Annotated in this window: 18 protein-coding genes; 8 read left to right on the plus strand and 10 right to left on the minus strand. The window is 65.4% G+C overall.

What is annotated here, in order from left to right; translation table 11 throughout:
- Nucleotides 1-163 precede the first annotated feature (163 nt).
- From PSRA_RS06670 to PSRA_RS06695, 6 genes are all read right to left on the minus strand, one after another.
- Nucleotides 164-3,439 (minus strand): UPF0182 family membrane protein, encoded by a 3,276-nt coding sequence (locus PSRA_RS06670; RefSeq protein ID WP_094661130.1) that lies wholly within the window; start codon nucleotides 3,437-3,439, stop codon nucleotides 164-166.
- A 184-nt stretch (nucleotides 3,440-3,623) separates the two neighbouring features.
- Entirely contained in the window at nucleotides 3,624-4,763 is a 1,140-nt protein-coding gene (locus PSRA_RS06675; protein WP_094661131.1) for an amino acid ABC transporter permease, read from the minus strand.
- Complete coding sequence (locus PSRA_RS06680; protein ID WP_094661132.1) at nucleotides 4,760-5,437, minus strand: amino acid ABC transporter permease; 678 nt, start codon at nucleotides 5,435-5,437, stop codon at nucleotides 4,760-4,762. The genes PSRA_RS06675 and PSRA_RS06680 overlap by 4 nt, the downstream gene beginning before the upstream one ends.
- Complete coding sequence (locus tag PSRA_RS06685) at nucleotides 5,437-6,297, minus strand: glutamate ABC transporter substrate-binding protein (RefSeq protein WP_094661133.1); 861 nt, start codon at nucleotides 6,295-6,297, stop codon at nucleotides 5,437-5,439. The genes PSRA_RS06680 and PSRA_RS06685 overlap by 1 nt, the downstream gene beginning before the upstream one ends.
- A 60-nt stretch (nucleotides 6,298-6,357) precedes the next feature.
- A complete protein-coding gene (locus tag PSRA_RS06690; RefSeq protein ID WP_094661160.1) occupies nucleotides 6,358-7,170 on the minus strand; it encodes an amino acid ABC transporter ATP-binding protein in 813 nt (270 codons plus the stop codon).
- Nucleotides 7,171-7,414: 244 nt separating this feature from the next.
- Entirely contained in the window at nucleotides 7,415-8,659 is a 1,245-nt protein-coding gene (locus tag PSRA_RS06695) for a PPK2 family polyphosphate kinase (protein WP_094661134.1), read from the minus strand.
- Between the two features lie 250 nt (nucleotides 8,660-8,909).
- Here PSRA_RS06695 and PSRA_RS06700 point away from each other — a divergent pair, with 250 nt between their 5' ends.
- The 4 genes from PSRA_RS06700 to PSRA_RS06715 are packed head-to-tail and all read left to right on the plus strand — an operon-like array spanning nucleotide 8,910 to nucleotide 15,898.
- Complete coding sequence (locus PSRA_RS06700) at nucleotides 8,910-11,981, plus strand: YhgE/Pip domain-containing protein (protein ID WP_094661135.1); 3,072 nt, start codon at nucleotides 8,910-8,912, stop codon at nucleotides 11,979-11,981.
- The gene (locus PSRA_RS06705) at nucleotides 11,981-14,188 is read left to right on the plus strand and encodes a YhgE/Pip domain-containing protein (protein WP_094661136.1); all 2,208 of its coding nucleotides are present in this window, start codon (nucleotides 11,981-11,983) and stop codon (nucleotides 14,186-14,188) included. Before PSRA_RS06700 ends, PSRA_RS06705 begins: the two co-directional genes overlap by 1 nt.
- A gap of 1 nt (nucleotide 14,189) precedes the next feature.
- The gene (locus PSRA_RS06710; RefSeq protein ID WP_094661137.1) at nucleotides 14,190-14,996 is read left to right on the plus strand and encodes a TetR/AcrR family transcriptional regulator; all 807 of its coding nucleotides are present in this window, start codon (nucleotides 14,190-14,192) and stop codon (nucleotides 14,994-14,996) included.
- Complete coding sequence (locus tag PSRA_RS06715) at nucleotides 14,993-15,898, plus strand: GDSL-type esterase/lipase family protein (RefSeq protein WP_094661138.1); 906 nt, start codon at nucleotides 14,993-14,995, stop codon at nucleotides 15,896-15,898. Before PSRA_RS06710 ends, PSRA_RS06715 begins: the two co-directional genes overlap by 4 nt.
- Before the next feature lie 126 nt (nucleotides 15,899-16,024).
- On the opposite strand, the gene PSRA_RS06720 is transcribed toward PSRA_RS06715, so the two are convergent.
- Nucleotides 16,025-17,041 carry a potassium channel family protein gene (locus PSRA_RS06720; RefSeq protein ID WP_158216359.1) on the minus strand — a complete coding sequence of 339 codons (1,017 nt, stop codon included), beginning with the start codon at nucleotides 17,039-17,041 and terminating at the stop codon, nucleotides 16,025-16,027.
- Nucleotides 17,042-17,164: 123 nt separating this feature from the next.
- Between PSRA_RS06720 and PSRA_RS06725 the strand changes: the two genes are divergently transcribed.
- Both PSRA_RS06725 and PSRA_RS06730 read left to right on the plus strand, forming a co-directional pair.
- A complete protein-coding gene (locus PSRA_RS06725) occupies nucleotides 17,165-18,037 on the plus strand; it encodes a hypothetical protein (RefSeq protein ID WP_143516384.1) in 873 nt (290 codons plus the stop codon).
- 103 nt (nucleotides 18,038-18,140) lie between these two features.
- Nucleotides 18,141-19,271 carry a hypothetical protein gene (locus PSRA_RS06730; protein ID WP_094661141.1) on the plus strand — a complete coding sequence of 377 codons (1,131 nt, stop codon included), beginning with the start codon at nucleotides 18,141-18,143 and terminating at the stop codon, nucleotides 19,269-19,271.
- 139 nt (nucleotides 19,272-19,410) lie between these two features.
- Here the strand turns inward: PSRA_RS06730 and PSRA_RS06735 are convergent, their stop codons facing one another.
- The 3 genes from PSRA_RS06735 to ychF form a co-directional block, all read right to left on the minus strand.
- Complete coding sequence (locus PSRA_RS06735; RefSeq protein WP_412157523.1) at nucleotides 19,411-20,475, minus strand: YeiH family protein; 1,065 nt, start codon at nucleotides 20,473-20,475, stop codon at nucleotides 19,411-19,413.
- A gap of 305 nt (nucleotides 20,476-20,780) precedes the next feature.
- Nucleotides 20,781-21,623 carry a LysR family transcriptional regulator gene (locus PSRA_RS06740; protein ID WP_245834936.1) on the minus strand — a complete coding sequence of 281 codons (843 nt, stop codon included), beginning with the start codon at nucleotides 21,621-21,623 and terminating at the stop codon, nucleotides 20,781-20,783.
- Between the two features lie 127 nt (nucleotides 21,624-21,750).
- Complete coding sequence (gene ychF, locus PSRA_RS06745) at nucleotides 21,751-22,845, minus strand: redox-regulated ATPase YchF (protein WP_094661142.1); 1,095 nt, start codon at nucleotides 22,843-22,845, stop codon at nucleotides 21,751-21,753.
- 169 nt (nucleotides 22,846-23,014) lie between these two features.
- On the opposite strand from ychF, the gene PSRA_RS06750 reads away from it, so the two are divergent.
- The gene (locus tag PSRA_RS06750; RefSeq protein WP_143516386.1) at nucleotides 23,015-24,094 is read left to right on the plus strand and encodes a hypothetical protein; all 1,080 of its coding nucleotides are present in this window, start codon (nucleotides 23,015-23,017) and stop codon (nucleotides 24,092-24,094) included.
- Between the two features lie 179 nt (nucleotides 24,095-24,273).
- Nucleotides 24,274-25,065 carry an SDR family NAD(P)-dependent oxidoreductase gene (locus tag PSRA_RS06755; protein ID WP_094661144.1) on the plus strand — a complete coding sequence of 264 codons (792 nt, stop codon included), beginning with the start codon at nucleotides 24,274-24,276 and terminating at the stop codon, nucleotides 25,063-25,065.
- Nucleotides 25,066-25,117: the final 52 nt, after the last annotated feature.

Genomic DNA, 25,117 nt, shown 5'->3' on the forward strand with positions numbered 1-25,117 from the left:
GTGTCGGCCGCGGTCCCGTTCCCATGTGCCTGTTGCGTGTTCCTGTTCTGTGCCCGATTGTAGCGCCGCCCCATGCGTCCTGCGATGGGACGGCATGGGGCGGCGCTGAATAGGCGGGGCGGCATAGGCGGGCATGATGCCTCGCGCTATGGCGCGGCCGACCTTACGATGCCGAGGACGAGGATGACGGGCTTGAGGCGGCGCCGGACGATGCGGCGTCCGACGACGAGCCCTCGAGCGCGTTCCCTTGCTCAGTGGCGGTGGCGAGCGCGTCCTTGAGACGCTGCTGGGCCTCGCCGTAGGCCGCCCAGTCGCCGTTCTTCATGGCCTGCTCGGAATCCTGCATGGCCTGGTTCGCGTCGTCAAGCGCTTTCCTCAACGTGCCCGAATCGCTCGACGCACCCGACGCGCCGGAGGACTGAGGCGTGTCGGAGGCGCCGGACTGGCCCGTCTGCCCCGTCGAGCCCGTGTCACCTCCCGACGAGCCCGAGGACCCGGACGAACCGGTCGAATCCACGCCGTCGGCCTGGTCCGCGTCGCCGGCGCTCGCACCCGAGTCGCCGCCGAACACCTGGTCCAGCGCCTCGTCGAGCGTGTCGGCGAAGCCCACCTGGTCGCCGAAGGCCACGAGCACCTTCTTGAGCAGGGGGTAGCTCGTCGTGCCGTTGGACTTCACGTACACGGGCTGCACGTACACGAGGCCACCGCCGATGGGCAGCGTGAGCAGATTGCCGCGATCGATGCTCGTGTCTCCCTGCTGCAGGAGGTTGAGCTCCTTCGACACGTCGGCGTCGGCGTTGAAGTTGTTCTGCGCTTGGCCGGGGCCAGGCACGTTCGAGTTCTTCGGCAGCTCGAGCAGGCGAATCGTGCCGTAGTTGGGGCCCACCACGCCCGTCTCGCTTCCCGCGTCGGAATCGACGGAGAGGAAGCCGGTGAGAATCTCGCGCGTCGACGTGCCCGCCGGGATATACGTGCTGGTCAGCGAGAACGTGGGCTGGTCCATGCCCGCCGTCTGGAGCGTCAGATAGTACGGCGGCTGGAGCACGCCCTGCTGCTTCTCGGCGTCGGATTCCGTCGGGTCGGTCGGCGTCTGCCAGAAATCCTCGCCGGAGAAGAACTCGCTGGCGTTCGTCACATGGTAGGTGGCCAGCAGGGAGCGCTGTACCTTGAACAGGCCCTCCGGATAGCGCAGGTGGCTCATAAGGTCGCCGCTGATGGCGCGGATCGGCTTGTACTGGTTGGGGAACACGCCCTCCCACGCCTTGAGCACCGGATCATCCGGGTTCCATGCGTACAGGTCCACGCTGCCGTCGTAGGCGTCGACGACGGCCTTGACGGAGTTGCGCATGTAGTTGACGGTCTCGGACTGCAGCGAGGTGACGCTCGAGGATTCCGTCGTCACGGAATCGGTGGTGACGGAGGCGAGGTCCACGCTCTGGCTGTACGGGTAGTCGCTCGACGTGGTGTACGCGTCGACGATCCACTTGACGCGCCCGTCCACCACCGCCGGGTACACGCGTCCGTCGAGCGTGAGGTACGGGGCCACTTTCTTCACGCGCTCCGACGGATTGCGGTAGTACAGGATCTGCGAGGCGGAGTTCACGCGGTCCGAGAAGAAGATCTGGTCGGTGCCGAAGCGGATCGAGTACAGCAGCTTGGTCAGCGGGTTGCTCACCTTCGGCCCGCCGTCGCCCTGGAAGGTGGTGGTCACGCCGCTGGAGCCCGACGGGTAGTCGAATTCCCAGCTGGCGGACGTGTCGGAACCCACGATGGAGTAGTCCGGCGCGTTCGGCGAGAAGTAGATGCGCGGCTCGTAGGCCTGCGTGTCGGTCAGCTCGCCGGTGGTGGGGATGTTCTGCTCGAAGAAGCGCGGCTGGCCGTCGGCCGTGATCTTGTTGCCGTAGGCCGCCACGATGCCGTAGCCGTGCGTGTACACGGTGTGGTCGTTGACCCAGTTGCGGTTGTCGTTGCCCGCGAGGTTGAGCTCGCGCGCCGCAATGACGGTGTCCTGGCTATGCCCGTCGATCGAGTACTTGTCGACGGCGAGTGTGTCGGCGAACGAGTAGTACTGCTTGGACTGCTGCAGCTGCTTGAAGGTCGGCGAGACGATCTGCGGGTCGAGCAGGCGGATCTGCGCCGTGGTCTCCGCGTCGGCCGACAGGGCGCCGGCCGCGCCCTGAGTGGAGGCATCGTAGTCGCTGAGCGTCACGGTGTCGATGCCGAAGGCCGAGCGCGTCGCGTCGATGTTGCGCTGGATGTACTCGGCCTCGAGCTCCTGCGCGTTCGGGCTGACGCGGAAGCGCGAGAGCACGGCCGGGTAGATGCCCGAGCCGATAAGCGCGATGACGAGGGAGGCGGCGATGACGATGACGGGCGTGCGCCACGCGCGCAGGGCCTCGCGCGCCGAGGTGTGCACGGCGTCCGAGCGGAATGCGTCGGAGGTCATGACCCACACGCCGATGATGATGCCGCCCACGAGCATGACGCCGGCCATGGCGAAGTCCATGGGGATCGTGGCGTGCACCGTCGTGTACGACGCGCCGTCGAAACGCGAACCCGCGTCATGCAGATGCGAGAACGCGTCGAGCGTGCGGGAAACGGCGAGCATGACGCCGCCGAGGATAACCCACACGCCGATCTGGCGGCTGGCGCGGCGCGTGACGTCGAAGATCCCGCGTCCGCGCGTCGGCATCGTGAATCGTATGCCGCCGACCACCACATGCATGCCGATGCTCACCACGAGACCCAGGAACACCAGGGCAACGAGCGCCTGCACGATGAGGCGCAGGCCGGGCAGCACGAACACGTAGAAGCCGTTGTCGATGCCGAACTGCGGATCCGCCGCGCCGAAGGACTGCGCGTGGAACAGCAGCACGATCTGCGACCAATCCACGAAGAAGCGCGAGCCGACGAACACGGCGATGACGAGCGCCACCACCAGCGCCGTACGGCGGGCCGTCTTCGTGGTCACGCCGGCGCGCATCTCGAGCACACCGTCGTCGCCCGTGCGGTAATGCACGCCGTCGGGACCGTCCGGGCGCACGCCGATGGCGCGCCATGCGGCGAAGTACGTGATGCCGAACGCGAGCACGGCGTAGGCGACCCACAGGCCCACCTTGATGCCCAGCTGCGTCCAGATCACCGAGGCGTAGCCCACCTGCGAGTACCACATGACCTCGGTGACGAAGCGCGAGAGCAGCACGAAAAGAAGCGCAACGGCGAGGATGACCGCGACGATGACGCCGGACACCCGGCGCGCCGTACCCCCGCGCGAGGCGGCGTCGCCGTCGCCGATGCGCTTGCGGCCGCGCCCGCTGCCGGTGCCGTCGCCGTCATGTCCGCCGTCGCCGTCATCGTCAGACGGCGATCCGCCGAACCCGTTGCCCTGAAAGCCCGCGGGAAAACGCAGGCCGGTGAAATCCCAGAAGTTATTCGACATATCGTCAGCTTACACAACGGACGCCGACCACTCCCGGAGCGAAATCTCCCCCACGATTTCCTGGCACCGTGCACGAATACCGCGCACGAATACCGCGCGCGAAAAATGCGGCCGGGGCGCAACGCCCCCGGCCGCATATGGATCCGCACGGCGCAATCCGCCGCCGCGCGTTATCCGCCGCGCGTCACTCGACGCCGGCGGAATCGTCGGAATCGCCCGACCCCTTGGAGCCCTCGGCTCCCTTCCCCGCGTCGCGCCGGTCGGTCGGTAGCTTGGGGAACGGGCGCTGCGGGTGGTTCACCGGATGGTTGCGGTCATGCCCGTGGCTGTAATGCGCGTGCTGCCAGTGGTCGGTGGTGGCGTTCGACCCATGGTAGTGGTCCGGGAACTGGCGGTCGGCGCCGCCGTAGGGCCGCTCGCCCTGCCGCGCGTCGGCGATCTGGTTCGCGTTCGTGGCGTCGAGAATCGCGATGGGCGCGGTCGGCTCGGTCACCGTGTTGCCATAGGTGCGGCCCTGCATCAGCGCCGGCATGCGCTCGGCCAGGCGCGACAGCAGCCAGTCGAGCACGAAGTATATGACGCCGGCCACCACAAGGGTCTGCAGAATGTTGAAGTACATGGCGCCCAGACGCCGCGACTCCTGCAGCAGGTCGGTGTACATGATGATGGAGCCCAGGGCCGTGTCCTTGAGCACCACGACGAGCTGCGTGATGGCGGCGGGCAGCATGGCGTACAGCGCCTGCGGCACCTCGACGGTCATCAGCGACTGCATGGGAGACAGGCCCAGGGCGAGCGCCGCCTCGCGCTGGCCGTGCGGCAGGTTGCCGACGCCGGAGCGCACGAGCTCGGCGATGACGGACCCGTTGTACAGCACGAGGCCGCCGACGACGGCCCAGTAGCTGGGCGACGACAGGCCGGCGAAGGCGAACCAGCGCCAGAAGAACACCATGAGCAGCAGCTCCGGCACGGCGCGGAAGAACTCCACGATGACGGCGGACACGGCGCGCACAAGCATGTTGGGCACGAGGCGGCCGATGCCGAACACGATGCCGAACACGACGGAGCCGACCACGGCCACGACGGCGGCCTTGACGGTCATCCACAGGCCGGGAAGGTAGAAGTCGGTCCACGCCTCGCGGTCGAGGGCGGGCTTCCACAGCTCCCAGCTCAGCTGGTTCTCGCCGTCCGGCGGATTATGCAGGCGCAGGATGACGAACACGGCGAGCGCGACGAGCAGCAGGCTGGCGATGGCGTTGAACACGCGGATGCGCCGGCGGCCACGCGGCCCCGGCTGGTCGAAAAGGACGGATGATGACTCGTTCATCGGCGCACCGCCAATCTATTGGACAGGTATGTGGTCAGCAGGCCGATGGGGATGATGAGGATCACGTAGCCCATGGCGAAGATGAAGAAGATCTGCAGGATCTGGCTGGCGTGGAACTCGATCATGTCGCTCATGACCGACGACGTCTCCGTGGTGACGGAGGCGGCCGCGGCGACCGTCGAGTTCTTGATGAGGGCGATGAGCGTGTTGCCCATCGGCGCCACGGAGCCGCGGAAGGCCTGCGGCAGGATGACCTGCGAGGCGGACTGCCAGAAGGACAGCCCCAGCGCGCGGCACGCCTCCGCCTGCCCCAGCGGCACCGTGTTGATGCCGCTTCGCAGTGACTCGCACACGAACGACGCCGTGTACAGGGCCAGGCCGGTGACGGCCAGCCAGAAGAAGTTGATGTCGAAATCGTCGGAGAACGACAGCTTGAGCTGGCCGAACATGCCGAGCACCATGAACACCATGATGATGGTCAGCGGCATGTTCTTGAAGAACTCCACGTAGGCGGTGGCGAAGCCGCGCAGCGACGAGACCGGGCAGATGCGCATCATCACGAGGACCACGCCGAGCACGAGCGAGATGACGGCGGCCCAGAACGTGAGCTGGATGTTGACCCAGAAGGCGCCGGGGATATCGTATTCGCGGAACAGGTCGAGGAATGCGTCCATCAGTCGTCCTCCTCCCCCTCGGTCGGATCCGGCGGGTTGTACTGCGTGTTCGGCGAATAGCCGGTGCCTGCAGTGTTCTCCTCGATGGCGCGCTGCCACGAGCCGTCGTCGATCATGTCCTTGATGGCCTGGTTGATCTGCTTGGCGAACTCGGTGTCGCCCTTCTTGATGCCCACGCCGTAGCGCTCCTGCGTGAACGGCGCGCCGACGAGCTTAAGCTTGCCGCGCGCGTTCGCAGCCAGGCCGGCGAGAATGATGTCGTCGGTGGTCACGGCGTCCACGATGCCCGAGAACAGTGCCGTGGCGCATTCGGCGTAGCTGGGCTGCTCCATGAGCTGCACCTCGTTGGCGAATTTCTTCTTCACCGTGTTCGCCGAGGTCGATCCGGTGACGGAGCACAGGCGCTTGCCGTTGAGGTCCTGCGGACCCGTGATGTCGGTATTGTCGGAACGCACGAGCAGGTCCTGGCCGGCCACGAGGTACGGGCCGGCGAAGCTCACGGCCTTCTTGCGCTCGTCGGTGATGGAGTAGGAGGCGAGGATCATGTCGACGTCGCCGTTCTGCAGCATGGCCTCGCGCTGTTTGCTCGGCGCTTCCTTCCACACGATTTCATCGTCGCGATAGCCCAGCTTGTGGGCGATGTAGCGCGCGACGTCCACGTCGAAGCCCTCGTACGTGCCGGATTTCTTGTAGCCGACCCCCGGCTGGTCGAATTTGATGCCGATCTTGATGACGTGCCCGTCGCCCGATGACGACGACCCGCACGCACCCATCGACAGGGCGCAGGCCACGACCGCGACGAGCGCGACGAGACGCCGTAGCAGCCTGGCGGGCCCGCGTCCCCTGGTTTGATTGTGCATGATGTCCTTCTCTGTTTCCGCGCACGATGCGCGGGGGCGCGCAATGCGCCCATGGGTCTGTCAGTGGTCGATGATCTTGGAGAGGAAGTCCTTCGCACGCTCGGTGCGCGGGTGCTCGAAGAAATCGTCGGGGGCGCCCGTCTCGAGGATCTTGCCGTCCGCCATGAACACCACGCGGTCGGCGGCCTTGCGCGCGAAGCCCATCTCGTGGGTCACGCAGATCATGGTCATGCCCTCCCCCGCGAGCTCGAGCATGACGTCGAGCACCTCGTTGACCATCTCGGGGTCGAGGGCGGAGGTCGGCTCGTCGAACAGCATGACCTTGGGGTGCATGGCCAGGGCGCGAGCGATGGCGACGCGCTGCTGCTGACCGCCCGACAGCTGGGCCGGGTACTTCTCGGCCTGGGAGTCGACGCCCACGCGGGCGAGCAGCTCCATGGCCTCGTCATGCGCGTCCTGCTTGGAGACGTGGCGCACCTTGACGGGCGCGAGCATGACGTTGTCGATGATGGTTTTGTTCGCGAAGAGGTTGAACTGCTGGAACACCATGCCGACCTCGGCGCGCAGGCGCGTCAGCTCGCGGCCTTCCTGCGGCAGCGGCGTGCCGTCGATGAGGATAGAGCCCGAATCGATAGTCTCGAGGCGGTTGATGGTGCGGCACATCGTGGATTTGCCCGATCCCGAGGGGCCGAGCACCACGAGCACCTCGCCCTTGCTGACGGTGAGGTTGATGTCCTTGAGCACGTGCAGGTCACCGAAATGCTTGTCGACGTGGCGGAGTTCCACGAGCGGACGCCCGTTGCTGTCGGCCTCGTCGGGCCGCGCAGTTGCCGGCGAGGCTTGCGCCGGCGTGGTTGTTGCTGTGTTGGTCATGGCCCCCAACGGTAGCAAGTCGTCGTGTCACCGGGCGTTTCTTCTCATTTTCACGCGTTTTATCCCAAACGGTCGTATTTTTTCGCGCGGTACGATTCACAAACAACGCATAACAACAACACATAACAATGTGATGGCTTACGGACAGAATCAGGCCTCTTGGAGGCAAAATCATCGCAAAAATGTCCGCAAGCCATCACACTGTTCGAGGTCCGAGAGACGACTGCGCGCCCACCCACGCTCGTCAGCCGATCACGACGTGGTCCTCCTCTTCGAGGCGGCGACGCGCCTCGGCCATGTCGAAACGGGCGGGCGGCCAGTTCAGACCCATGTCGCGCAGCCCGACGCGCAGCAGCTCGGAGACGACGGCGCGCGAATACCAGCGATGGTCGGCCGGCACGAGGTACCACGGGGCGCGCCGCGTGCTCGTTTTCTCGAACACCTCCTGCCACGCGTCCATGTAGTCGTCCCAGCGCGCGCGGGCGTCGAGGTCGGAGGGGTCGAACTTCCAGTACTTGCACGGGTCGTCGAGACGCCCGAGGAAATGCTTCTTCTGGCATTCGCGGCTCACCACGAGGAAGATCTTGATGATCGAGCACCCGTCGTCGAGCAGCGAGGCCTCGAAGTCGTTGATCTCGTCGTACCTCGCGCGCCACACGTCCTCGGGATACGTGCCGTAGACATGCGGCATGACGATGTCTTCGTAATGCGAGCGGTCGAACACCTTGATCCACCCGTTCTTCGGCAGCTCGCGGCGGATGCGCCACAGGTAGTCGTGCTGGAGTTCCTCCTCGGTGGGCTTGCCGAAGCCGTGGTAGCTGATGCCCATCGGGTTGCCCTGGTGGAACACATGCCGCACGATGCCGCCCTTGCCGCTGGCGTCCATGCCCTGCAGCACCACGAGCATGCGCCTTTTGCCTCCGTCCACGCCGTTGGCGTACAGCAGCTCCTGGTAGAAGGCGATCTGGTGCGCGCTCAGTTCGATGAAGCGCTCGGCGTCGGCCTTGGTGCCGTCGAATCCGGGACATGACGCGCCGTCGATGTCGGCCACGCGCATGCCCGGGCGGAAGCGGAGCAACGATTCGACCGACGGCGACCACACGGCGGACAGCTTGCCGCTGGATTCGGCGGCGACCTCAAGGCGGCGCTGGATGGCGCTGCGCCCCTCGTCGAAACCCGCGTCATGCTCCACGCGGTCGAGGGTTTTCGTCACCTTCGTGCGTTCGGCGCGGGAATCGTTCTTCCACGATTTTCCCTGCCCCTTGTCGGATTTGTCGCTTTTATCCGACCTATCGCCCTTGTCGGAGCGGTCCTTCGACTTGCCCTTGCCGGACTTATCGGACTTGTCCTTCTTCTTGCCCTTGCCGTCGCCGGAACCTCCGCCGCCCTGGGCGGTCCAGGCGCCGCCGTCGCCGGCATACCGCGGCGCGTCCGAATCATCGTTTCCCCACGGGACGGATGCGCCCTGCGCGTAATCCACGGAAACCATCGATGCTCCTTCCCGACGGCATCGTCCCTGACGCCGCCATGCATCCCTTATGCGCGCACCCATCGCACGCATCTGAGTGAATTGTAGACCCTGCCGCCCCGTCCGCGGCGGCATCGCGGACGGGGCGGCGAGGACATCGTCTTGTAATGCTACGATGTGCGTAGCATTGATACGACAGCCGTAGCGTTTCGGCCCACAAGGCCACGCACCACGCCAACACAGCAAGCCAACACAGCAACCAAGGAACCTCATGCGCAACGCTTTGAGAATCTACTGGCGAGACCTCGGGAGGATCGCCAGGACACCGGCCACGTGGATCATCGTCTTCGGCCTGACCTTCCTGCCCGCCCTGTACTCATGGGTCAACATCTACGGCTTCTGGAACCCCTACCAGCACACCGACAAGCTCTCCGTCGCCGTGGCCAACTGCGACCAGGACGCCTCGAGCGACCTGACCGGGACCGTCAACCTCGGCAACGCCATCGTGGAAGCGCTGAACAGCAACGACCAGCTGGGCTGGACCTTCACCAGCGAGGACGACGCGCTCGACCAGGTGAAAAGCGGCAAAAGCTACGCCGCCTTCGTCATCCCGGCCGATTTCTCCTCCGACCTGCTGACGATTCTCACGGATGACTTCCAGCAACCGTCGCTCGAGTACTACGTCAACGAGAAGCAGGGCGCGGTCGCACCGCGCATCACGGGAACCGGCGCCACCACCGTCGACACCGAGATCAACAGCGAGTTCGTCGCCACCGTCTCCAAGGTGGTGGCCGACAAGCTCAGCTCCGCCGTGGCCGACGCCAACGGCAAGCTCGACACCGCCAACGCCAACGCCACGAACGCCCTGCACACCGCCTCCTCCAAGATCGGCGACGCACAGACCAAACTCGACCAGCTCTCGCAGAACATCTCCGGCGAACGCAGCGAGGTGCGGAACGTGCACGGCACGATCGACCAGCTCTCCCAGCAGGCCGACTCGCTGGGCGCCTCCCTCGACGACGTCATCACACAGGCCGGCGCCACGCAGCAGGCCGTCATGAACTTCAGCATGTCTCTCACCTCCCCCATGCTCGCCTCTCTGCAGAAGGTCAACACGGCCACATCCACCGCCTCCGTGGCCATGGGAACCGTGCAGACCAACTACGCCGAACTCAACACGCAGGTGGGGCTCGGACTGGGCAACGCGCAGTCCGTGCTCGACACTGAGCAGGGCATCATCGACCAGATCAACGCCTCCGGCCTGGCGAACGACCCGGCCGTGCAGCAGCAGCTCCAGAAGCTGACCGACCGCCACACGCAGTCGCAGCAGAACCTCGACGCCCTCAAGAACCAGCAGAACAACATCACCACCACCGTCAACGACACCACGACGATGGTGCGGAACCTGTCGGACGACACGCAGAAGGCCACCGGCTCGCTGGGCACGCTCACCACCACGCTGTCCGGCTCGTCGCTGCCGACCATCGGCTCCGGCTTCACAAGCCTCAACTCGGCGCTGGCCACCATGGTGTCGACCGCCTCGCAGCAAAAGCAGATCGTGACCCAGGTGGGCAGCCTGCTCGACCAGCTCGACGACACCCTCGGCCAGCTGCAGGACCTGCTGTCGAGCACGAAGGACTCGCTGGGCACGCTGCGCACGAGCCTCGACGGCGCGGCCACCGACGCGGGCCTCCTGGCGCAGACGCAGACCTGGCAGAACATCCTCAAGGCCACGCAGCTGGATTCCACGAAGATCTCGGACTTCATGTCGTCCCCGACGCAAATCGAAACCGAGCGTCTCTACCCCGTCAATAACTACGGCTCCTCCATGGCCCCGATGTTCACGGCGCTGACCATGTGGATCGGCTGCCTCGCGCTCGTCATCCTCTTCCGCCTCGACGCGGATGACGAAGGCATCGAGAACATGACGGCCCGGCAAAGCTACATCGGCCGCTACCTGCTGCTGGGCACGATGTCGGTGATCCAGGCGCTCATCGTGTCGATCGGCGAAATCGTGATGGGCGTGCAGCTCGCCAGCCCAGCGCTGCTCGTGGTCTCCACGATTCTCGTGGGCCTCGTGTTCCTGAGCCTCATCTACACACTGTCGGTATGCTTCACGCATATCGGCATCGGCGTGGCCATGCTGCTGGCGTTCATCCAGATCCCCGGCACGTCGGGCCTGTACCCGATCGAGATGATGCCGAGCTTCTTCCAGCGCCTGTACCCGATGCTGCCGTTCACCTACGCCATCAACATGTTCCGCGAGTGCATCGCCGGCTTCTACGGCTCGCTGTACTGGTCGAACCTCGCCTTGCTGCTCGTGTTCGCCGTCATCTCCTTCGCCTTCGGCCTGCTCGTGCGCCCGGTGATGACGAACCTGACGCGAGTGTTCAACAAGGAGGCGCTCGACACGCATCTGATGGTGGCCGAGCAGACGCCGACCGTGGCGCGCCGCTACCGCCTCGACCAGATGATGCGCGCCCTCGGTGCGAACGACGAGTACCGCCGGCAGATCATGCTGCGCGCCGCCAGGTACGAGGTGCGGTACCCGCGTCTGCAACGCGGCGCCCTTGTGGCCGGCATCATCATCCCGTCGCTGCTGACCGTGCTGTCGGCGTACAACTCGCATAACAAGCCGCTGATCCTGGCGCTGTGGGTGCTGTGGATGGCCATCATCATCGTGTTCCTGCTGGCCATCGAGCTTGTGCGCGATTCCTACCAGCGCCAGATGCTGCTGCTCAACGTGGCCCCCGACGAGCTGCGCCACATGGTGGCCACGAACAGCTCCACGCTGTTCGGCCGCGTGTCCGCCACCATCGACCCACGCCACGGGTCCGGCGCCCGGAACGACGGCGCCGCATCCGGCGGTGCCGCGGCGAACGCCGCCGCGCAGGCAACGGCATACGATGTTCCCGTCACACAGGCCGCGGCGCCGACGCACTACGTCCCCGGCACCGACATCCCGGTGCGCGACGACGAGCCGACGCAACAGATCGACATCTCGCCCGAAACCATCGCGCTGGCGCAGACCATCCAGGACTCCCAGGACACCCCGACGGGCGGCGCGACCGCCGCGGCGCTGACCAAGCTCAACGACGCCATCGTCACGCGCATCGACGCCCGCGCCGAGGCACGCGACCGCCAGCTGACCGACCAGCTCATCCAGCGCTTCACCACCGACGGCACGCAGACGCCCGCACCCCAGGCACCCGCGCAGCCGCAACCCACGCCGCAAACACCGCCGCAGCCGGACGGCGGCGGCACCAGAGCCGGCGACGTCATCGCGGATAACAGCGACGGCACCGCGAACACCACCGGCACCGACCCGAAGCGGGAGGCATAATGAGGAACGCATGGAGGCTTTTCATCGGAGACGTCAAGCGCGCCTTCTCGAACGCCGCGGCCATCACGATCGTCATCGGCCTCGTCATGATCCCCGCCATCTTCGCGTGGTTCAACATCTCGGCGAGCTGGGACCCGTTCTCGAACACCAAAAACCTCAAGGTGGCCGTTGCCAACTGCGACGAGGGCTATAAGTCCGACCTCGCGCCGCTGACCATCAACATCGGTGACAACGTCGTCAACGCGCTGCGCGGCAACGACGAGCTCAACTGGCAGTTCACCGACCGCGACTCCGCCATCGAGGGCGCCAAGTCGGGCGAATACTACGCCGCCGTCATCATCCCCGAGGACTTCTCGCATGACATGATGACCTTCTTCTCCGACCACATGGAGCACGCCACCATCACGTACTACCAGAACGAGAAGAAGAACGGCGTCGCCCCGAAGATCCTCGGCCAGGGCGCCACCCAGATCAGCTCGATGATCAACACCGCCTTCACGCAGACCATCACCACCGTCGGCCTGAGCGTGGTGGATTCCATCGCCACATACATGGACTCCGACGACTCGCATACGCTGCTCGCGAACCTGCAAAAGCACGTCGACGAGCTGAGCACGCAGACGCAGGACGCCTCGACCCTCGTGGCCGCCTACGGCACACTCGTCGACTCCTCCAAGACGCTGATCTCGAGCTCCGATTCGCTTGTCTCTATGACCAAGCAGCAGGTCGACACGGCGCAGTCCGACGTCACCGACGCCGTGCAGTCCGTCAAGGACATCCAGTCTGCGCTTGACGCGGCTTCCTCCACCGTGTCGGCCTCCATCGACGAATCGGCGCAGGCCTTCTCCGGCGTCTCCGACGACCTCGGCAAGGTGCTGGGTGACGCGAGCACGAACGCCACCGACCTGCACAACGCCCTGCAGCAGCGCGCGGACGCCGTGCAGTCGCAGCTCGACAGCTACCGCCAGCTGTCATCGTCCCTCACGCAGGTGCGCGACCAGCTCAAGGCCGATGCCGCCGCCCGCGGCGTGACGATCGACACCTCGTCTCTCGACAACGCCATCTCCACCATCGACGGCACCATCACCGGCACGCTGCAGAGCCTGCATGACGAGATCCAGTCCGCCGCCGACAAGGCGCAAAGCGCCTCGAACGCCGCCACGAACAGCAAGGACTCGATCCTGCAGTCCGCCAAGGAGGCGAAGGACGCGATCGACGGCCTCAAGACAAGCTACGATTCGACCGTCAAATCGAGCCTCGCGTCGATCGGCGGCACCGTGTCCGACGCCTCGTCGTCGCTGAGCTCCATGAACCAGACCCTCGAGAACTCCTACGCGACGCTCTCGCAGTCCAGCGGCTCGATCTCCCAGCAGCTCGACGACCTCAAGGCCACGATCGGCGAGGCCTCGGACGGCCTGTCGCAGGCCAGCTCCTCTCTCAAGACGATCAGCGACGCGATCGGCCGCGCCATCGACACCAACGACCTGTCGCAGCTCACGTCGCTGATCGGCGACGACGCGAACGGCCTCGCCTCCTCGCTCGCAGCACCGGTGACGGTGCAGACGAACGCCGTGTACGCCGTCGACAACTTCGGCACCGGCCTGTCGCCGCTGTACACGTCGCTGGCCCTGTGGATAGCCGGCATGCTCATGTCGCTGACCCTGCGCTGCGAGCCCGACGAGGAGACGCTTGCCGGCCTTCCGGGCATCAAGCCGCGCCAGGCCTTCGCCGGCCATTTCGGCGTGTTCATGCTGCTGTCGATCGTGCAGTGCCTGTTCCTGTCGCTCGGCGAGATCTTCTTCCTCGGCATGAACTTCGTGCACCCGGTGCTGTATGTGCTCGCCTGCGTGCTTATCGGCCTCGTGTTCAACTTCTTCTGCTACTCGATGGTCGCCATCTTCGGCAACGTGGGCAAGGCCATCAACCTGATCTTCCTCGTCATGCAGATCTCGGGCTGCGACGGCGGCTACCCGCTGAAGATGCTCGACCCGATCATCGGCGACATCAGCCATATCCTGCCCGCCACCTACGCAATCCGCGCCCTGCGCGCCGCCATCTGCGGCATCTACCAGAACGATTTCTGGATTGCGCTCGCCTACCTCCTGCCCTTCGTCGTCATCCCCATGATCCTCAGGCCTCTGCTCAGCCCGATCAAGCGGATCAACACGAAGGTCGTGGCACGTCTGGAAGCGTCGAAGCTGTTCTGATATGACCGAAGCACCCACCCACATGGTGCGGTCAAGCGCCGGCGTCAGCGCCCGCGACCGCACCAACAACCGCACCGGTATCAGCGCCATCGCACGCAACAACCGCGTGACCGGCCGCGAGCGCGTGCGTTCGCGCACCGACCGCAAGCTGTTCGACGCCACGATGACGATCGCCATGGGCCGCGGCGTCAACGCCGTGACGATCGAGGAGGTCTCGCGCATCAGCGGCGTGGCCAAAACCACGATCTATCGGCGTTTCCGCAACAGAAACGAGCTGCTGCAGGGCATCGCGCGCATGATCGTGGTGCAGATCCCGCCCTTCGATGATGTCCCCTTCACGAAGGACGGCATCGAGACGGTGATCCGCTCGGCCATCGCGATTTTCGAGGAGTCCTTCGGCGTCAAGGCGATCGGGCTGATCCTGACATCCGACACGGCGTTCTTCCAGAGCGTGGTGGCGAATGTGCTGGCCCCGATGCGCGAGAAAATCAAGGCGTATTTCGACCACGGCATCCAGGCCGGCGTGTTCGATGCCGCCACCGACGTGGGATTCGTCATAGACTGCGCCATGGGCGGCATGGTGACGCATGCGGCGTTGAACGACGGCATCGAGCCTGGCTGGTCCCGGCGCATGGCGGCGTTCCTGTGGCACGCCATCGCCATCGACCCCGATGACACCACGGCGGACCGCGGCATCGTGGATTCCGGCGCCCCCACCGGCACAAGCGGCACGACCGCCGCAACCGACCCGACCGCCACCGCAGATACCGCCGCCCCAGGCACCGCAAGGAAAGGACAGGAGATATGACGCATCCGACGAAGACCCGAACCGCAGGCCGCGGCACCGCGCCCCGGAGCAACCCGTTCAGACGCATCGTCGCAGGCACCCAGGCGCAGTGGGCTAAGACGCATGTCAAGCTCGCGCACGAGCCCGAGGGCGACCGCTTCGGCACCGTCTGCGCCCCCGAGGCCGATCCCGACGCCACGCCCATCACAATGCTCGCGGTAGGCGACTCGATGGTGGCCGGCTGTGGCACAAGCCACCAAAGCAAGGGCCTCATCCCCCAGGAGGCGTATTTCCTCTCGAAGGAGACGAAGCATCCGGTGCAGTGGCGCACCGACGCCAAGCTCGGCGCCACCATCCGCCGCGTCAAGTACCGCCAGCTGGCCAAGCTCGACGGCCAGGACCCCTCGCCGCTGTACGACATCATCACGATCTGCGCTGGATCGAACGACATCATGGCCCGCCGCAAGCCGTCGGACTGGGGCGAGGATCTCGCCGACGCCATCGACATCGCGAAACGTCATGCGCGCGCCGTGGACGTCATGTCCTGCGGACAGCTGTATACGATTCCCTCGCTTGGCAAGGCGTTGCGCGAGGAACTGGAGCGCCAGTGCGACGCGCAGGCCGAGGTGTCGCTCGACGTGTGCACCAGGCACGGGGCGCATTACATCAATCTGGTGCATGAGGAGCTGGGATGCGACCACTCCTGGTTCTGGTGCGGAGACCAGTTCCATCCCAATGCGGAGGGGTATGAAAGGCTCGCGCGCGCGTGCGTGGAGACGATGGCACGCGAGCGCATGGACCTGATTCTGTCAGACCTGCTGCTCGACCGCCCTCAGTCCGAACGCGTCGGCAAACATGTGCCCGCGACGAACGGCACGGAACCGGATGGCGCCGGGCGGGACGGCGCGGCGACGCAGGACTAGCGCGAGAACGAGTTTCGACGATTCCCCTGTCGTCATCCCTTCCATCGCCATCGGCGCCCGATGCCCCCGCCACCGGGCGCCGTGCCATATGCGCTTCACACGCGACGCCGCTTACTTGGATTCCGTCTACTTGGATTCCGTGTGCTTGGAGTCGGCATGGCGTGACAACGGCATTTTTTCGCCCGTCAGCCTGTCGGCCTTGGGGTCGCGCGCCAGCGGGCGCACGGCCTGCACCGACACAATCGTATGCGTGATGGGATCGGAGGCCAGCTGCGCGTATCCGGAATCGGGATCGGGCGCGTCGGTCACGCGAGCGTCGCGCAACTCCTCGCCGATGACCTTCTGCGCGGCGAGCTCATCGTCGTCCTCTTCTTCCTCCTCGTCCTCCTCGCGGTAGGCCTCGTCCACCTTCTCGGCATCCTCGCGCTCCAGCATCTTCTTGACAGCCCTGAGGTCCTTGGAGATCTCGTCCATATGGCCGTTGATCTTGGCGATGCGCTCCTTGGTCAGGCGGTCCTCGCGGTTCTTGCGGATGGACTCCTCCTGGATGAGCCAGGAGGACAGAAGTGCACAGATGATGCCGTTGAGAATGATGCCGGAGAACATCAGCGTGCCGGCGATGACGCGGCCCAGGGCCGTGACGGGCGAGTAGTCGCCGTAGCCGACGGATGTGGCGGACACCCATGTGCACCACATGGCCTCGGGGTACGTGGTGATGGATGCGGTCGGGGCGCCGCGCTCGGTGTCGAGCAGGGCCAGGGATCCGACGAAGAACACAAGAACCGAGACGGCCACCGTATAGATGATGACACGTGCGCGGAACGCCTGGGAGCTGGCCTTGCGCAGGGCCCTCAGCGGGCTGAGGGCGAAGACAAGGCGCAGCGGGCGGAACATGGGGAGAGTGACGACGACGAGATCGAAGAGATGGTGGACGAACCACTGCAGCTTGTTCGGAGCCAGGATGAGGGTGATGACGTAGTTCACGGCGAAGACCACCCAGATCACGTCCATCGTCACGTTGCCGACGGATGCCCACGCGCCGTAAGGCTGTGCGAGAACCGTCCATGCATAGACGGCCAGGAAAACAAACGAGAGTCCGGTCATGATCGGCTCGGACAGACGCTCCCATTTTTCGTAGGTCATACCCATAAGACTAGTCGAGGCCCCGCACCCATGCGGCATCCAGAATCCGCGGCTAAGCTTGTACCATGGTTTCGGTCCGTCGCCCGCGCGAGGCGGCGCGCTTCTCCCATCGAAAGGACACACATGGCAGTGCATCCGCATCCGGCGCTTCGCACGGCGCTTTCCGCCGCCCTCGTCATCCCCCTCGTCTTCTCCGCGGCGGCCTGCGGCGGCTCCTCCAACGCCTCCGGGTCCTCGTCCGATTCCTCCAGCTCCGGATCGGGCTCATCGTGGATCTCGACGGTGGACTGGTCCGCGCATCCGGCGACCGACACCGACCTGAGCCTGTACGGGGCGGTGAACGCGCCGATCGCCATCTCCGACCTGCTCGCGCACACGTCGTCGGTGAACATCGCCACCGACGGCGACACGATCACCGACCCCTCCCAGCTGACGACCAGCGACGCGCAGCTGAGCTCCAACACCACGTATGACACGATGACCTTCGACTCCACGCTCGGCTCGCTGTCGATGACTGTCGGCTTCTCCTTCTACCAGGACGAGACATCCACCGTCGCGAACGCATTCAACGACGGCTGGTGGAAGATCTCGCTCGACTCCACGTCGTCGAGCACCATCGACTCCCTCATCAACGTGGAGCCCACCACCGAGGACGAAGCGGGCGTGAGCGACGAAGGGTCCGTGCGCCTCAACGCGATCATCCGCCAGTACGGGGCGCCGAGCTCCATCTGGTACTTCGATTCGCAGTTCGACCCGGCGAAGGCCTCCGAGGGCGGTGCCTACGATCTGGTGTGGGAGCGCGACAGCTACGCCTTCGACGTGGTGGTGCAGGATATCGTCAGCGACGGCTCCACCGTGGCCGATGCCGCCGGCTTCGGCTACTACCCCGCCAACGCGTGGGGCAGGGAGAAGGAGCAGCTGCAGTCCGGACTGACCGATTCGCAGGGCGGCAACCTCGTGTTCAAGGATTTCCAGGACGTGGCGTCGCAGCTCTAGGACGCGACGCGCCGGCTGGCATTGTCAGAAGCCCGGCATCGTCAGAAGCATCGTCGATCGCCCCCGAGCGCAGCACAGCGCACGGGGCACAGAAAGGACCTCCATGGTGACATTCCCCCATCACGCCGCATCGTATCGCAACGCGGCGCCGCACCGTTCCCGCACCCATCGCGCCCGCCGCATCGTGGCGGCGCTCGTCGCTCTGCCGCTGACGCTGTCTGCCGCGGCATGCGGATCGTCGTCGGATGCCTCGCCGAGCTCATCGGACTCCTCCACAAGCACCTCCGTGTCGTGGCTGTCTCAGGTCGACTGGACGAAGTACAACGTGACCGACGCCAATCTCGAGTTCTTCGGTCAGCTCACCGCGCCGCTGGCGGCCAAGGACCTCTTCGACCACGCCAGCGAGATCTCCGTGGCCGTGGCCAGCGGCAACGGCACGAAGGCCATGACCGACGGAAACGAACTGCTCACGTCGAGCGCCACGAAGCCGCGCGAATCCACGGCGAGCTCGGGCAGCACGGACGGTTCCTCCAGCTCCTCGGCCTCGGCCGTCGATTTCATGACGATGGACGATTCGTTCAAGAACGCCACGATCGACCTGCATTACGAGCTCGACAACGACACGACGCCCATCTCCGACGTCTTCAACGACGGCTTGTTCGACCTCGCGGTCACGCCCGACAACTCCTCCGTCACCCTCTCCGACATCCTCGGTCTCGATTCGTCGTCCGGTTCGGCTTCGGATTCGGGCCAGGGCACGTCGGAGCTCGACCAGGCGCTGGATAAATACGGCATGCCGACCGGCATCTGGTACTGGAACGACACGTCGTACTTCGACCCGACGAGCGCGGCGAACGGCGGCGCCTACGAACTGTGCTGGGAACGCGACGGGTACGCGTTCACCATCGCCGTCAACGACATGATCGGCACCGAGTACTCGATGACGAACACCTCGTTCACATACTATTCGGGAAACGCATGGAAGAGCTTCAAGACGGACCTGCAGAACGGATCGATCGACGGCGGCAATAACAACGTGCGCTACTGCGATTTCCATGATTTCTACGATTCCTACCTCTCCCCCGAGGCCGTGGCATCGCTCGAGGCGTCAGCTTCCGCCGCGCAGTCCTCCGCGATGGCGTCGGCCTCGTCCGAGGCGGCGAGCTCGGCATCGGCCTCGTCGTCCGAGTCATCGTCTGATTCGACGGACGGCGGATCGGTATCCGTAGAATAGCGCCAATCGCGCCATTCGACGCAACCGCACCATTCACAAGCACAGCGCCCGGCAGGCTCCCCGCTTGCCGGGCACTGTGCTTTCCCGTGCGCATCATCGTCCGCGCGGCGAACGCCTCGCTCACAATCACAAGCCAGGCTCAGAAGAACAGCCACGCCATGAGGGCGGCGTACCCCACGAGCAGCACCGAGGTGAGGACACTTGCGAGGAACGCGGCGCGCCCCTCCTTCGCGATGGCACGCACATTCACCGTCAGTCCCAACGCGGCCATGGCCATGCCGAGCACGATATACGCCACCGACACAAGCGTCGGCGCCGCCGCGCCCAGGCCCGGCACATACGTGCCCGCCACGGACGCGCCGATGAAGCCGAGCATGAACCACGGGAACCCCGCCCGGCCGCCCCGGTGCACCCCGTCCTCGGCGTGTCGCCTGTTCCACCACACGGAGATGACGCCGGCCGCGACCACGAGCATCAGCACGCGCGACAGCTTCATGATCGTGGCGATGTCGACGGCGCCGAATGCGTCGCCCGCCGCCACGGCGTGGGCGATTTCGTGAAGCGACGCGCCGGCCATGACGCCCAGCTGCGTGGAGGTCAGGCCCATGAGGGGGCCAAGGGCGATTTCGGCGAGCGCGAAAATCGTGCCCATGATGGCCACGATCGCCACGGCCATCACCTGATGGTCCGCCTTGCTGCGCTCCTTCTCGGGCGGAACAGTGATCGACCCCGACAGCCCCATCACCGCCGCGGCCCCGCAGATGCCCGTGCCGCCGGCCACGAGGATGGCGAGGTCGGGCTCCACGCCGAGACGCCGCGCGATGCGGTAGCAGACCACGATCGTCAGCGTCACGCCGACGGCGGCGATGGGCAGGCATACGAGGCCTTGCGTGAACAGCACGGCGAGGTTGAGCTTGAATCCCAGGAGGATGATGCCGAGGCGCAGCAGCTTGTTGGAGATCAGGCCGGCCGCGTCGCGCACGCCGGCGCCGCGTTTCTCGGAGCCCGCCACGTACAGGCGGCGCACAGGTGCCTGGAGCGCCATACCGATAAGAAGCGCAATGATGAGGGCGCCGAACAGGCTCAGCACGGGAAGGCGCTTGAGCCACGATCCGGCCAGCGAGGCGGCGAGTGTCAGCGCCGCGATAATGCCCATCTGCGGGGTGAGGATGCGACGGCCCCATGCGGAGGCGAAGGCCGCCACCGGGTTACGGCGCGTGGCGGGGCGAGGTGCTGGGCGATCGGCGGGGCGAGCGGGGGTCAGGGTGTCGGTATGCGGCGCGTCGGGTCGCGCGGGTGTGTGGTTCTGTGTCATGCCTCGTATTCAACAGCACGCGTTGGCATTCATCAAATAAAACATTCCGATGTTTTTCATCAGGTTTTTTAATACGATTTTTCCATCGTGCGGCGCCATATGATGGCTCCATCGCGCGTCATCATCGCGCGTCATCATCGCGCGGCTCCATCGCGCGTCGCCATCGTGTAGTCTTGCGCCTACCGTTGCGCCCCCTACGCCCTCTCGTCGACGCGCATCGCCGCGATCATCGTCTCCGCGGCGCGTCGCTGGTCGCGCGACAGGCCCGTGCGCGGCGTCACCGCGTAGAAACGCCGCACGAATTCGCGCCCCAGGGACCGCACCGGAACGCCGTCCGGCACAATGGACCGCGAGACGACGGAGCAGCCGAAGCCCGACGCGAGCGCCGCGACGATGGACGCGTTGCTTGCCACCGTCACCGACCGCCCGGGCACGATGCCCTCGGTTTTGCACAACAGGTCGGTGTAGTAGCGCACGCCGGAGCCCTGCTCGCGCACCAGCCACACCGACGAGGGGTCGCCGGCGAGCACAAGCTCGTCCGAGCACAGCGTGACGCGGTCGATGGCGTCGTTGATGACGGGTTTTTCGATAACGCCGAATTCGGCCTCCTTGCGCCCCACGAGGTCCACGATGACATCGGAGTTGACGGCGCGGAAGGTCAGGTCGTACCGCTCGAGCCGCGGTTCGAGCGCCTTCAGCGCGGCGGGCATGAGCACACAGGCGGCGGTCAGGGAGAAGCAGGCGCGCAGACGGACGGCGGTGCGGGATGCGCGGACCGCCTCGTCGCAGGCGTCGCGCCATGTGTCGCCGATGGTCGCGGCGGCGCGGTACAGAAGCGTGCCTGCGGCGGTGGGCTCCACGTCGCTTTTCGCCTTGCGCACGAACAACGGAACGCCGGCCTCGGCCTCGAGCGCGGCGATGCGCGCGGAGACGGTCGGCTGCGATACGCCGAGCTCGTCGGCGGCCGCCGTGAACTGGCCGGTTTCGTAAACCGCCGCCAGCGTCCTTAGCAACGGGAACATGTCGTGCGCTGGCATGGGCCCTCCCCTTCCGTCCGCAACAGGCCGTCGCACCGTTCCGGAAGCGACCTCCCCGAGAGGAACCGTTCCGGGGTCGCACATCGTGCGACGGCCTGCGGCACGGTTCCTCTCCCAGAGACGGACGTCACTTGCTGACGTTGAACTTGAACTCCACGATGTCGCCGTCCTGCATCACGTAGTCGCGGCCTTCCTGGCGGAGCTTGCCCTCCTCCTTGATCTCGGTCATGGAGCCCTTCGCCGCCACGAAATCGTCATAGGAGACGATGTCGGCCTTGATGAATCCCTTCTCGAAATCGGAGTGGATCACGCCGGCGGCCTGCGGAGCCGTCCAGCCCTTGTGGATCTGCCAGGCGCGCACCTCCTTGACGCCTGCGGTGAGGAAGGTCTGCAGGCCGAGGATGTCGAAGCCCACGCGGGCCAGCTGGTCGAGGCCGGATTCCTTGAGGCCGGCGTCGGCGAGCATCTCGCGCGCATCGGCCTCGTCGAGTTCGGTAAGGTCGGATTCGAACTGCGCGTTGAGGAACACAGCGGGGGCCGGCGCGACGCTTGCGGACAGCTTCGCCTTGAGCTCGTCGTTCTGCAGCTCGTCGTCGTCCACGTTGAACACATAGATGAACGGCTTGGCGGTCATGAGGTGCAGGTCGTAGACATCGTCCTTGTCGATCTTGCCCGCGGAGGCCGCGTGGTCGATGGTCTCGCCCGCCTCGAGGATCTTCTGGGCCTTCTTGACGGCATCCATGTACGCGGGCTCGATCTTGCGGCCGCGCAGGTCCTTCTCCAGCTTGGGCAGCGCGTTCTCGATGGTCTGCAGGTCGGCCAGGATCAGCTCGGTGTTGATGGTGTCGATGTCGTCGGCGGGATCGACCTTGCCGTTGACATGCACGATATCGTCATCCTCGAAGGCGCGCACGACCTCGCAGATCGCGTCGGCCTCGCGGATGTTGGCGAGGAACTTGTTGCCCAGGCCCTCGCCCTCGGAGGCGCCCTTGACGATGCCGGCGATGTCGACGAAGGTGACGGTGGCGGGCACGATCTTCTCGGTGTGCACGAGCTCGGCGAGAACCGGGAGGCGCTTGTCCGGCAGGGGCACGATGCCGGTGTTCGGCTCGATGGTGGCGAAGGGGTAGTTCTCCGCAAGCACGTTGTTGCGGGTCAGGGCGTTGAACATGGTGGACTTGCCGACGTTCGGCAGGCCGACGATTCCGATAGTAAGAGACATGGCTTCTAGTCTAGAGCCCACGGGGACAATGCCGCTCCTCCCGGACGCGGGCCAGACCGCGCCCTTCCCTTCTCACACCCCTCTCGCCCCCAACATGTTCGCGTTAGAATTCCGATGTATCTCTTGATACGTTCTTTCAGCGGAGTTCCCATGAATGGAGAAAAACACCATGACAGACCATAGATTCACCGGATTCCCACGTCGCTTCCGACGCGACGGAAAATCCGCAACTAGGACCTCCGAGAACCAACAATCGTCGACAGTAGAGCCTGACACCACCAAACTCACCACCTCAGCCGCCCTTCCTCCCCATGCCTCGGACGGCACGACAACCGCCACGAAAGGCAATAGCACATTCACAAAAATCGTCGATTCCGTCAAACAGATGCCGACGATTCTTTTCGCCACCTATGTCTTCACCGTCATCGGTGTCATAGGCTGGTTCACACCGCTCAAGACATCCGGCATAATCGCCGCCCTTGTCGGCATCGTCACAGGCATCGTCAGCCTCATCAAGAACCGCAAGAACGACCAGCACAAGCGCAATTCCATCATCGCAACCATCGTCTGCGTTGTGGCTCTCCTCGGCTGCGCCGCAACCGCACCCGCGTCTTCATCCTCGACGCAGGCCGAATCCACCGCCGCCAGTTCCGCGCCCTCGACCGAAGCCAGCTCTTCTGAAACAACGTCCTCCACCCCGACGCAGGACCCGAGACTCCCGCAGGCCCAGCAGGACCTCCAGTCCAAGCTCACCGAAGCCAATACGCTGCTGGCGTCGTCGGAAAACCAAGTCGCGGACGAATCCACCAGAGTCGCGCTCACCCAAGCGATCACCGCCGCGAGCGCCGTCACATCGGAGAATCCCGATGATTACACACAGGCCCAGCAATCCCTCCAATCTGCGATGGACGCCGTGACCTCCAGCGAGCAGCAAAAGCAAGCCGCCGACGCCGCGGCGCAGCAAGCGGCGCAAGAAGAGGCATCAAGGGAAGCGGAGCAACAGGCCCAGCAACAGGCGGCTCAACAGGCCCAGCAACAGGCGGCTCAACAAGCTCAACAGCAGGCACAGCAACAAGCGACCCAAAGCGCACAGAAACCGACGCAAAGCACGCAGAGCAACACCAACACCGGGAAAACCATCAGACGCGGCGAATTCTGCAGCAAATCCCGGATTGGCGAACAGGCCACGGCATCCAACGGCGGAACCGTGACGTGCACCGCCGACGGAAACCGCGCCCGTTGGAAGTAAGCGTGCGTCAGTCACCCCGCCATCACATGGGTCGGTCCTCCTCATCAGGACCGACCCCTCACCAAGGCCGACCCTGCTGATGCCGAATTCCTGAACAGTGTGGGGCGCTCCCCCTCCCCGCCTCGCCGCTTGGGCGGGATAGAATCGAAGAACGCAATCGTGTGAACAAAGGAGTTGGCATGGGATATGCACTGATCACGGGAGCATCCGGAGGCATCGGGAAGGAATTCGCCAGGATCCTGGCGCAGCACGGCAAGGACCTCATCCTCGTGGCGCGCAGCGACGACAGGCTGCGCGACATCGCCGACGGCCTCGAGAAGCGCTACGGCGTGCATGTGGTGCGCGTGGCGCTGGACCTGTCGGAGGAGGACAGCGCGCAGCAGCTGTTCTCGATCACGCAGGGCGCCGGCTACACGGTCGACACCCTCATCAACAACGCGGGCTTCGGCGACCTGACCGGATTCCTCGACTCGAACTGGTACCGGTCGCGCAACCTCATGGAGCTGAACATGGTCACGCTCGTGCACCTGACGTACCTGTACGGCAACGAGATGCGCGCGCACCATTTCGGGCGCATCCTCAACGTCTCGTCGGTCGCGGCGGCGTTCGCAGGGCCCAACATGGCGCTGTACTACGCGTCGAAGGCCTTCGTGCTGAGCTTCACCGAGGCGCTGTCGAGCGAGCTGAAGGGCACGGGGGTGTCGGCGACGGCCATCTGCCCTGGCCCGACGGCCACGTCGTTCGGGGTGAACGCGAAGATGAGCGGCCGCAGCTTCATGACGATGGGCCGGCCCATGTCGGCGGCCGACGTGGCGGAACGCGGGTACCGCGCGATGCTGCGCGGGCGCACGACGGTGTACGTGGGACCGCTGACAAAGGCCGGCTTCCTTGCGGCGCGCATCCTGCCGCGCCGCGTGACCCGCGCGATCTGCAAGTGGGCGAACGGAACGCCGCAGGGGCCGCATTTCTAAACGGCGAGCCCCAAGCCGGAACCTCCCAACCAACGACACAGGGCGGGCGCCA

The organism is Pseudoscardovia radai (assembly GCF_002259605.1).
In the GTDB taxonomy this organism is placed as follows: domain Bacteria; phylum Actinomycetota; class Actinomycetes; order Actinomycetales; family Bifidobacteriaceae; genus Pseudoscardovia; species Pseudoscardovia radai.